This window comes from Cellulomonas sp. (assembly GCF_035634735.1).
Classification (GTDB): domain Bacteria; phylum Actinomycetota; class Actinomycetes; order Actinomycetales; family Cellulomonadaceae; genus Cellulomonas.
Genome location: NZ_DASQCJ010000222.1, coordinates 1 through 9577, shown reverse-complemented (window position 1 = coordinate 9577; position 9577 = coordinate 1). Strand labels below are relative to the sequence as shown.

Genomic DNA, 9577 nt, shown 5'->3' with positions numbered 1-9577 from the left:
CCCGGCGCCGCCTCGGCGCTGGCCTGGCCGTCACCCTCCTCGCCCTCGCGCTGGCGGCGTGCGGGCCGTCCGACGACGCGCCCGGCGTGGCGAGCGCCGACGGCGGTGGGGCGGGCGGCTCCGGCGGCTCGGGCGGCGACGCCGCGCGGGGGTCCGGCGACCCGGCGGACAGCGGCCGGGACTTCGCCCGCTGCATGCGGGAGCAGGGCGTCGACATGGCCGACCCGACCGAGGACGGCGTGCTCGACCTGGACACCGGCCAGGACCCGTCCGCGGCGGAGGACGCGATCGCCGCCTGCCGGGACCACATGCCGAGCGGCGGCGAGATCGCGGGGCCGAGCGCCGAGGAGCTGGACTCGATGCGGGCCTACGCGGTCTGCATGCGCGAGCAGGGCGTCGAGATGGACGACCCGGACCCCGCGACGGGCATGGCCGGCATCCCGCAGGGCCCGAAGGACAAGGTCGACGCCGCAGCCGAGGTGTGCCAGGAGCACCTGTCCTCCCTCCGGGCCGGCGCGGGCGAGACCGCCGGCGGTGACGTGTGACCGCCGGGACGGCGCGCCGGGGCGCCCGGCGGGCCGCGTGGATCGGCGCCGGCCTCGCGGTGGCGCTCGGCGGCGGGCTCGCGGTGATCGCGCCGGGCCACGCCGCGCCCGCGGAGGAGGACGTCGCCCGCCCGCGCAGCACCGACACGGTCGCGCGGCAGACGCTGCAGCAGCGGCAGGCCCTCGACGGGACCCTGGGCTACGGCCGCGAGACGACCCTCGCCGCGGCGGCCGACGGGACCGTCACCTGGCTGCCCGAGGTGGGCGCCGTGCTGGACCGCGGCCAGCAGGTCGCCCGGGTCGACGACCGGCCCGTGGTGCTGCTGCACGGCACGATGCCGCTGTACCGGGCGCTCGAGCCGGGGGTGCGCGGGCCGGACGTCCGGCAGCTGAAGGACAACCTGGCCGCGCTGGGGTACCCCGTGTCGGGCGACGACCGGTACACCGCCGCCACCGCGACGTCCGTGCGGGCGTGGCAGAAGGACCTGGGCCGGGAGCGCACCGGGGTCGTGCAGCCGGGCGACGTCGTCGTGGTCCCGGGCCCGGTGCGGGTGGCCGGGCACGAGGCCGCGCTCGGCGGCGCGGTGCCGGACGACCTGGTCCGGGTCACCGGGACCGAGCACGTCGTGACCGCCACCCTCGCCGCGGGCGACCGGGACCGGGTCGCCGTGGACGGCGCGGTCGAGCTCGGGCTCCCCGGCGGGCGGACGACCACCGGGACGGTGACCGCGGTGTCCGCGCCGGTGGCGCCGCCGGCCGAGGAGGGCGCCGGCGGCGCGCCGCCCGAGCCCGAGGTCACCGTGACGGTGCGGGTCGACGACCCCGCCGTGCTCGACGGGCTCGAGCACGGGGACGTCGAGGTGCGGGTGGTGTCCGGCGAGCGCGCCGACGTCCTGACGGTGCCCGTGGTGGCGCTGCTCGCCCTCGCGGAGGGCGGGTACGGCGTGGAGGTGGTCGAGGCCGACGGCAGCACCCGGCTCGTTCCGGTGCAGCTCGGGATGTTCGCCTCCGGGCGGGTCGAGGTGACCCCCGAGGGCGGCGCGGCGCTCGACGAGGGCGACACCGTGGTGGTGCCGTCGTGAGCGCCGTGGTCGCCCGGCCCGGGCCGCCCGTGGTCGAGCTCGACGACGTGGTCAAGGAGTACCCCGGCGGCACCCGCGCGCTGGCGGGCGTCGACCTGCGCGTCGAGCGCGGGGAGCTGGTCGCGATCGTCGGGCCGTCGGGGTCGGGCAAGTCGTCGATGCTCAACCTGGTGGGCACGCTGGACCGGCCGACGTCCGGGCGGGTCGCCGTCGACGGGTACGCGGTGGCGGACCTGGACGACCGGGAGCTGTCGGCCCTGCGGGGCACCCGGATCGGGTTCGTGTTCCAGCACTTCCACCTCGCGGCGGGCGTGCCGGCGCTGGACAACGTCGCCGACGGCCTGCTGTACCGGGGCGGGTCCGCGGACGGGCCGGCGCGGGGGCCGTCGCGCCGGGAGCGGCGGGCGCGGGCCCGGGACGCGCTGGAGCGGGTCGGGCTCGGCCACCGGGTCGAGCACCGGCCGCACGAGCTGTCCGGCGGCGAGAAGCAGCGGGTGGCGATCGCGCGCGCGGTGGTGGGGGACCCGCCGCTGCTGCTGGCCGACGAGCCGACCGGGGCGCTGGACACCGCGTCCGGTGCCGGGGTCGTCGGCGTGCTGCGCGAGCTCAACGCCGCGGGCACGACCGTCGTGGTCATCACGCACGACCGGGACCTGGCGGGGTCGCTGCCCCGGCAGGTGACGATGCGGGACGGGGCGAAGGTGGCCGACACCGGGCCCGGGACCGGGTGCGGGGGTGCGCGGTGAGCGCCGGTCCGGGCGCGGGTCCGGGCGCGCGGCCGCCGCTGCGGCCGGTGCGGCTCCGGCCGACGGACGTGCTGCGGGTCGGCGCCGTCGGGCTGTGGACCCGGCCGCTGCGGGCGGTGCTGTCGGCGCTCGGGATCGCGATCGGCATCGCCGCGATGGTGGCCGTCGTCGGCATCTCGTCGTCGTCGCGGGCGGAGCTCGACCGGATGCTCGGGGAGCTGGGCACCAACCTGCTGTCGGCGGCTCCGGGGATGTCGTTCTCCGGGCGGGCCGCGACGCTGCCCGCGGAGTCGGTCGCCATGGTCCGGCGGGTGGGTCCCGTCGAGGAGGCCTCCTCCATCGGCACGGTCGACGCCCGGGTCTACCGGAACGCGCACGTCCCGGCCGGGGAGTCGGGCGGCATCTCCGTGCACCCCGCGGACCTCGACCTGCTCGACACCCTGCGGGCGACCGTCGGCTCCGGGGTGTGGCTGAACGAGGCGACGAGCCGGTACCCCGCGGTGGTGCTCGGCCGGACGGCCGCGGACCGGCTCGGCATCGCGGAGGCCGACCCGCGGGTGCTGATCCAGGTCGGCGGGCAGGCGTTCTCCGTGGTCGGCATCCTCGACCCGGTGCCGCTGGCGCCCGAGCTCGACACGGCCGCGCTCGTCGGGCGCGAGGTCGCCGCGGCGCAGCTCGGCTGGGACGGGGCGCCGAGCACGCTGTACGCCCGGGCCGATCCCGCGCACGTCACCGCCGTGCACCGGGTGCTCGGGGCGAGCGCCAACCCGGCGGCGCCGAACGAGGTGCAGGTGTCGCGGCCGTCCGACGCGCTGGCCGCGCAGGCGGCGACCGACGCCGCGTTCACCGGGCTGCTGCTGGGGCTGGGGGCGGTGTCGCTGCTGGTCGGCGGCATCGGGGTCGCCAACACCATGGTGATCTCGGTCCTGGAGCGGCGCGCCGAGATCGGGCTGCGGCGGTCGCTCGGCGCCACCCGCGGGCACATCCGGCGGCAGTTCCTGGTGGAGTCGCTGGTGCTGGCGGCGCTCGGCGGGCTCGCCGGGGTGGCGATCGGCGTCGGGATCACCGCGCTGTACGCCTCGCTCCAGGGGTGGCCGGCCGTGGTGCCGCCGCTGGTCGCCGCCGCGGGCGTCGCGCTGACGCTCGTCACCGGGGCGGTCGCGGGGCTGTTCCCGGCGGTGCGCGCGGCGCGGCTGGCGCCGACGGCGGCGCTGACGGGGGCGTAGGCGGGCGGGGAGCCGGCCCCCCGAGGGGCGAGGGGGCGCAGGACGGCGCCGCGTGCGGAGGGCGCGCGGCGCGTGCAGGGCGGCGGCCGGGTCCGCGGGGACGGACCGGTCGCCGCCGTCTCGTGCCCGGCGCGCGGCGCACGCAGACCCCGCCCGCGCGGCCCGTACGGCGGGCGCGGACGGCCGCAGATCCGGGCCCGGGGGGACGCAGATCTGGGCGGTCGCGGCCGGGCGCGGCCCCCGCGCGCGCAGGGTGGGTGCATGCCGACCACGACGACCGCCACCCGCCGACCCGACACGCCGCCCGCGCGCCGCCGCGGCGCCGCCGCGCTCGCCGCCCTGGCGCTGGCCGCGGCCGCCGCCCTCACCGGGGCGGGGCCCGCCGCCGCGCACGCCGCGCCCACCGCGCCCGCCTCGTCCGGCGGGCACCTGGACCTCACCGGCGACCCGCTGGTGCACACCTTCGACCTCGACCGCCCCGGCGACTCGGTCACCGGTGAGTGGACGGTCGCCGGGCGCACGACTCGGGCGGTGGGCTTCGACGGGGTGCTCCGTCCCGACGACGACCGGGCGCCCGGCCTCGCCGCGGCCCTGGCGGTCGAGTACGGCTCGGTCGGCGCGGACGGCGCCGTCGCGGCCTGGCACCCGGCGGGCACGCTCGCCGCGCCGCGGTCCTACGCGGACGCCCTCGGCACGGACCCGGTCACGCGCGCGGGCGAGCCCGTCGTGATCCCGGTACGGGTGTCGCTGCCCGACCCGGCGCTCGTGACCGGGGAGCCCGGGCGGACCGTCGAGGTCGGGGCCTCGTTCACCGTCACGTACCTGGCGCCGGGCGGCGGCGGGGGCGGCGCGGGTGGCGGGGACGACGCGACCGGCGGCGGCGACGTCGTGGCCGGCGGGGGCGGCCGGGGGCCGCTCGCGCTCACCGGCGCGGATGCGTGGTGGCTCGCGGCGCTCGCGGCCGCGGCGCTCGGCACCGGGGCCGCGCTGGTGCGGCGCCGCCGGGACGCGCGCGAGCAGCAGGCGCTGACCGCGGCCTGACCGCGCGCGGCGCCACGCAGGACGGCGCCGCGCGCGGAGGGTGCGCGGCGCGTGCAGGGCGGCGTCCGGTCCGTGGGGATGGACCGGACGCCGCCGCCCCGCGCCCGGCCCTGGGTCGGGCGGCGCGGCGGGGGAGGCGGACGTGCAGCCGCGCAGCCGCGCCGCCGCGCCGCGCTGCCGCCGTGGCCCCGCGCTGCGTCAGCGGGCGTCGCGCTTGGCCTGCCGGCGCGCGCCCTGGGCCAGGCTGCTCGCGTCCCGCTTGCGCCCGCCCGTCGACTTCGCGTGCTCCCGGGCCAGCCCCGCGCCCACCGGGTCGGCGTCCTCCGGCGGCCCGGCGTGCGGCCCCGGCGACCGCCCCGCGCGCGCCTGCTCGAGCCGCTCGTCCCGCAGCTCCTCCGCGGCCTCGTGCGCGACCTCCGCGAGCCGCGCGCTGACGAGCGACAGCGCCTCCTCGAACGCCGCGAGCCGGACGCGGTGCTTCTCGTTCAGCGGCGCCGCGGAGCCCCGGCCGCCGTGCTCGCCGACCCGCTCCGCGGCGCGCCGGCGGTAGTTCGACAGCTTCTTGTTCCGGGCCCTGCGCACGCGCCGGTGCAGGTCGAGCAGCGCGTCCTCGTCGAGCTCCGCCATCCGGTCGGGCTCGATCTCCCGGACCAGGTCCAGCTCCCGGCGCTTGAGCACCCACAGGTAGTCGTCCACGGCACCTCCTCGTGCGGCGCCGCGGGCGACGGTGCCGGCGACGCCCGTCCAGGCTGCCACCGCGCGCCCCGCGCCGGAACCCCCACCTGGCGCGGCCACGGGCCGGGCGGCGGCGGTGCGGCGGGCGCCCTCAGAGCAGCGCGCGCCCGGACGCCACGACGGCGACGTAGAGCAGCGCCGCCACCAGGACCGCCCCGACGGCCTCGGCCCACGCGCGCCGGAGCGACCGACGGCCGGCCGTGGTCACCGCGCCCGCCGCATGGGCCGCCGCACCGGCCGCGGGAGCCGCCGCGCCGGGCGCCCCCTCCGCGACCCGCAGCCGGGTCGCCGCGAACCAGACGGCGCCGATCCCCAGCCCGGCCCCGATGCCGCCGCCGGCGAGCGACAGCAGCGCGACGGGCGCGAGCAGCAGCCACGCGCCCCGTGCCAGCGGCGCGTCCAGGGCCACGCGGTCGTCGCCGACGACCAGGACGGGCGTCAGCCGGCGCCAGTCGAACTCCGTGGCGACGACCCGTTCGCCGTCCGGGCCCGCCAGCCGGTACCGCCCGAACCGGTCCCGCGGCAGCTCCGTCCCGTCGGCCAGCACGCGCGGCGCCGACCCCCACGGGCGCTCCACGACCAGGTCGCGGCCCAGGACGCGGATCCGGACGTGGCGCGGCATGGCCGCAGTCTGGCGCGGCGGGGACGGCCCCGCACGCCCGGCCGCCGCCCGCTACGCGTCGTCCAGCCCCACGGCCAGCCGCGCGATGTCCCGCCGGTCCGCCGCCCCCGACTTCAGCTTGATGTTCCGGATGTGCGTCTCGACGGTGCGCGGGCTGAGGTGCAGCGCGCCGGCGATGGACGCGTTCGACCCGTCGTCGGCGACCATCCGGATGATCTCCTGCTCGCGCCGGGTGAACCGCGGCTCGCCGTCGTCGCCGGCGAGGTCGGCCTCGTGCCGGGTCAGGGCGTCGGCGGCGCTGCGGGCCTCGGTCGCGGCCACGCCCTCGCCGGCGGCCCGGAAGAGGCCCGAGGCCAGCACGTAGCTGCGCGCGGCCAGCTCGCGGGCGCCGATCCGCTCGAACTCCCGGCCGGTCTTGAGCAGCCACGGCGCGTCCTGGTCGAGCACGGCGCGGCGGGCGTCGAGGTAGGTGAGGTACACCGCGCCGCCCAGGCGCTCGGCGGCGGGCCGCACCTGCTCGGCGCGGGCCGGGTCGTAGGCCAGGGCCATCTCGACGATGCCGGCGACGTCGGCGGGCAGCACGTAGCCGGCGGCGCGCAGGTCGTCGCCGAGAGAGCGCAGGAGCTGGCCGGCCTCGGGCTGGGCGTCGTGCGCGGAGAGCTCGAACGCCTCCTGCCACTCCGGGGTGCCGAACGGCAGGGCCCGGCTGACCGGTCCGGACCGCCGCGCCTGGTGGACGAGGCCCGTCGTGACGGTGCTCGTGTTCGTGTACGCGGTGAGGCAGGCGAGCAGCGTCCGCACCGCCCCGTCGGGGCTGAACGGGATCGGCCCGGCCGCCGCGCCCGTCGACAGCACGCTGAACAGCCGCTCCTTGGCCTGCTCGATCCGGGTGTAGGCGGCCAGCGACAGCCCGGCGAGGTAGCTGCCGACGACCAGACCGGTGGGGTCGGCCTCCGCCGCGGCGCGCTGCGCGAGGGCGTCGCCGGAGCGCTGCAGGTCCTCGAGGTCGCCGCGCGCGTAGTGCGCGAGCCCCTCGACCAGGTGGGCGGTGCCGGCGAGCAGCGCGGGCCGGTCGTCGCGGTCCGCCTCCAGCAGCGGCAGGGCGTCGGCGGGCCGGCCGCCGAGCACGTGCTGGGCCGCGAGCACCAGGCGCGCCGTCGCGGCGTCGTGGCCGGCCCCGGCGGCGCGCTCGGCGAGGACGGGTAGCGCGGCGGGGTCGGCGCCGGCGAACTCCAGCCGCAGCGCGAGGCCGAGCGTCGACAGCGACTCCCCGTACCGCAGGGCCTCGGCCCCGACCGGGCCGGCCGTCATGCTCGCGATCGCCTCGTCCAGCCCGTGCCCCCGGGACAGCAGCCAGCGGGAACGCAGGTAGCAGAGCTCGACGTAGGCGTAGGTGTCCGTGCCGGTCGTCAGGTCGGTCTCGCGGAGCACCCGCTCGACGGTCCGCGCGTCCCGCGCGTCCGCCATCCGCGCGGCGAGCACGCGGGCCGCGTCGGGCACGTTCCGCGACAGCTCCCACGCCGCCAGGGTGCGGGACAGCCGCGCGCGGCGGGCCTCGGTGACCATGCGCCCGACGAGCGGCGTGCGCGGCCCGGGGCCTGGGTCCTCGTCGGGTCCCGCGGGCGGGGCGGGGGCCGCGCGCCGGGCCAGGTGCGCGGCGAGCCGCCGGGTGGCCGCGTCGCCGAGCCCGTCGTCGCCCGCCGCCAGCCGGCGCGCCGCCTCCGACAGCAGCCGGTGCCGGCGCACCCCGGCGACGTGCCGCTCGACGTAGTCGCCCAACCCGGGCGGGTCGAGCGCGACCACCGCCTGCCCGCCCAGGTGCACCACCGAGACCAGGCCGGCGGCCTCCAGCTCCTCCAGGAGCACGCCGCCGAGCAGCGCGGTGGCGGCCTCCGGCGTGACGGTGCCGGCGAGCGCCAGCAGCTCCAGCCCGTCCCGGGCGGTGCCGTGCCGGCCGGCCACGAACGACTCGTACACGCCGTCCGTGGCGCCGGACCACAGGTCGTCCCGCGCGGCCCACTGCCCGTCGACCACGCGCAGCGCGCCCGCGACCACGGCGGCGTCGCTGAGCGCGAGCGCGAGGCCCGGGAGCCCCGCCGAGTCCCGGTGCAGCCGCGCCGTCGCGCCGGGGGAGACCGGCCCGCCGAGGCGCTCCTCCAGCAGCGTGTGCAGCGGCTCGACGCCCAACCCGGTCAGCGTGATCTGCACCAGCGGGCGGACCAGGCTGGCCAGCGCGAGCGGGGACGCGCCGCCGGCGCCGGGGCGCTGGGTCGTCGCGACGACCGGGCAGCCGAGCCGGTGGTGCACCATGCCGATCAGGGACCGGCTGGCGTCGTCGAGCAGGTCGGCGTCGTCGATCAGCAGCACCCGCCCGTCCTCCTGGACGTGCAGCGTGACGAGCTCGGCGAGGTCCGAGAAGTCCCGCCCGACCGCGGGCGGCTGGCCCGGGCCCGGACGCCGGCGGACGGCCGGCGGCAGCGCGGCGCGGATCGGCTCCAGGTCCGGCACGCCGAGGTCGCCCCGGATGTGCAGCACCGCGGTGCCGCCGCCCTCCAGCGCCTGACGCGCGCGGTGCAGCAGCTCGGTGCGCCCCGACCACATCGGCCCGACGACCGCGACGTTCGCGCGGCGGCGGACGAGGGCGAGCAACCGGTGCAGCTCGTCGGACCGGCTCGGCATCGACCGCCTCCTCACGACCATCCCTGCGGTCACCACTATTCACCTGGCCAAGGGTTCTGCGCACCCCTCATTTGGGACGATGGTCCTGGGTGGTGCCGGTCGGTGAGGTCGGGGTGCCGGGGCGGGGGTCGGTGGCGGCGTCGGGGTCGGTCGTGGCCGCGAGGTACTCCTCGACGATCTCGGTCGGGATGCGGCCGACGTCGGCGACGCTCATGCCCTGCCGGCGGGCCCACGCGCGGACCTGCGCGGCGGTCGGGGCCGGCGGGGCGGTCGGGGCGGGCGCCGGAGTCCGCGCGAGGCCGGCGGGGTCGCCCTGCGGGGCGGGGAGCCCGGCCGCGGGGTCGTGCGGGCGCTCCGGCGGGTCGGGCGGCGCGGACGGCCCGGGCGGCACGGCCGCCGCCGACGCGACGGGCCCCGGGCAGGCGAGCTGCGCGACGGCCTCCTCGCCGGTGCGCGCGCAGGTGAGCCGGATGGTCACGGGCCCGCACCGCGGCCGGTCGAGCTCGACGTGCAGGTCGGTGCCGCCGTCGGTGGTCGGCACGACGGTGAGCCGCAGGGCGGGCCCCTGGGACGGAGCGGGGTCCGCGCCGGGTCGGTCGCCGGCGCCCGGGTCGCCGGTCACCGGGCGCCGGCCGCGACGCGGTGCTGACGCGTCGGCGCCGCGGCCCGGGACCGGCTCCGGCGGGCGCTCCCGAGCCCGAACCACAGCAGCGCCCCCGCGGCGGCGACCAGCGTCGCCCGCCCGGGGACGGACTGCGCGGCGGTGAACGCGGCGGCCGCGCCGCCGGTCACGGCGAGCCGCGGCGTGCCGAGCACGGCGTCCTGCCGCACCGGCTGCGGGTCGCGCCGGTCGTTCCCGTCGCCGCGCAGCCACGCGCCGTCCTCGGTCGTGGCGTCGACC

At 79.9% G+C, this 9577-nt stretch carries 9 protein-coding genes and 1 pseudogene; 5 read left to right on the top strand and 5 right to left on the bottom strand.

Features of this window, described 5'->3' with window-relative positions; genetic code table 11:
* The 5 genes and pseudogenes from VER05_RS18045 to VER05_RS18025 form a co-directional block, all read left to right on the top strand.
* A pseudogene (locus VER05_RS18045) lies at positions 1-545 on the top strand (hypothetical protein); the annotation flags it as partial.
* The gene (locus VER05_RS18040; protein WP_324846695.1) at positions 542-1627 is read left to right on the top strand and encodes a peptidoglycan-binding protein; all 1086 of its coding nucleotides are present in this window, start codon (positions 542-544) and stop codon (positions 1625-1627) included. The pseudogene VER05_RS18045 and the gene VER05_RS18040, both read left to right, overlap by 4 nt.
* Positions 1624-2373: an ABC transporter ATP-binding protein gene (locus VER05_RS18035; protein WP_324846694.1), complete on the top strand. Its 750-nt coding sequence runs from the start codon at positions 1624-1626 to the stop codon at positions 2371-2373. Before VER05_RS18040 ends, VER05_RS18035 begins: the two co-directional genes overlap by 4 nt.
* A complete protein-coding gene (locus VER05_RS18030) occupies positions 2370-3599 on the top strand; it encodes an ABC transporter permease (RefSeq protein ID WP_324846693.1) in 1230 nt (409 codons plus the stop codon). Before VER05_RS18035 ends, VER05_RS18030 begins: the two co-directional genes overlap by 4 nt.
* Before the next feature lie 261 nt (positions 3600-3860).
* Complete coding sequence (locus VER05_RS18025; protein WP_324846692.1) at positions 3861-4640, top strand: hypothetical protein; 780 nt, start codon at positions 3861-3863, stop codon at positions 4638-4640.
* A gap of 198 nt (positions 4641-4838) precedes the next feature.
* On the opposite strand, the gene VER05_RS18020 is transcribed toward VER05_RS18025, so the two are convergent.
* The 5 genes from VER05_RS18020 to VER05_RS18000 form a co-directional block, all read right to left on the bottom strand.
* Entirely contained in the window at positions 4839-5396 is a 558-nt protein-coding gene (locus VER05_RS18020; protein ID WP_324846691.1) for a hypothetical protein, read from the bottom strand.
* A 70-nt stretch (positions 5397-5466) separates the two neighbouring features.
* Positions 5467-5997 carry a hypothetical protein gene (locus tag VER05_RS18015; RefSeq protein ID WP_324846690.1) on the bottom strand — a complete coding sequence of 177 codons (531 nt, stop codon included), beginning with the start codon at positions 5995-5997 and terminating at the stop codon, positions 5467-5469.
* Positions 5998-6048: 51 nt separating this feature from the next.
* Positions 6049-8676 carry a helix-turn-helix transcriptional regulator gene (locus tag VER05_RS18010; protein WP_324846689.1) on the bottom strand — a complete coding sequence of 876 codons (2628 nt, stop codon included), beginning with the start codon at positions 8674-8676 and terminating at the stop codon, positions 6049-6051.
* A 67-nt stretch (positions 8677-8743) separates the two neighbouring features.
* Positions 8744-9217: an Lsr2 family DNA-binding protein gene (locus VER05_RS18005; RefSeq protein ID WP_324846688.1), complete on the bottom strand. Its 474-nt coding sequence runs from the start codon at positions 9215-9217 to the stop codon at positions 8744-8746.
* A 77-nt stretch (positions 9218-9294) separates the two neighbouring features.
* Positions 9295-9577 (bottom strand): hypothetical protein (locus tag VER05_RS18000; RefSeq protein ID WP_324846687.1); only part of this gene is annotated, 283 nt, incomplete at its 5' end.

Bases quoted from the DNA above. Each gene is read 5' to 3' on its own strand.
- VER05_RS18025 (WP_324846692.1), top strand. From the start codon at position 3,861: ATGCCGACCACGACGACCGCCACCCGCCGACCCGACACGCCGCCCGCG.
- VER05_RS18015 (WP_324846690.1), bottom strand. From the start codon at position 5,997: ATGCCGCGCCACGTCCGGATCCGCGTCCTGGGCCGCGACCTGGTCGTG.
- VER05_RS18010 (WP_324846689.1), bottom strand. From the start codon at position 8,676: ATGCCGAGCCGGTCCGACGAGCTGCACCGGTTGCTCGCCCTCGTCCGC.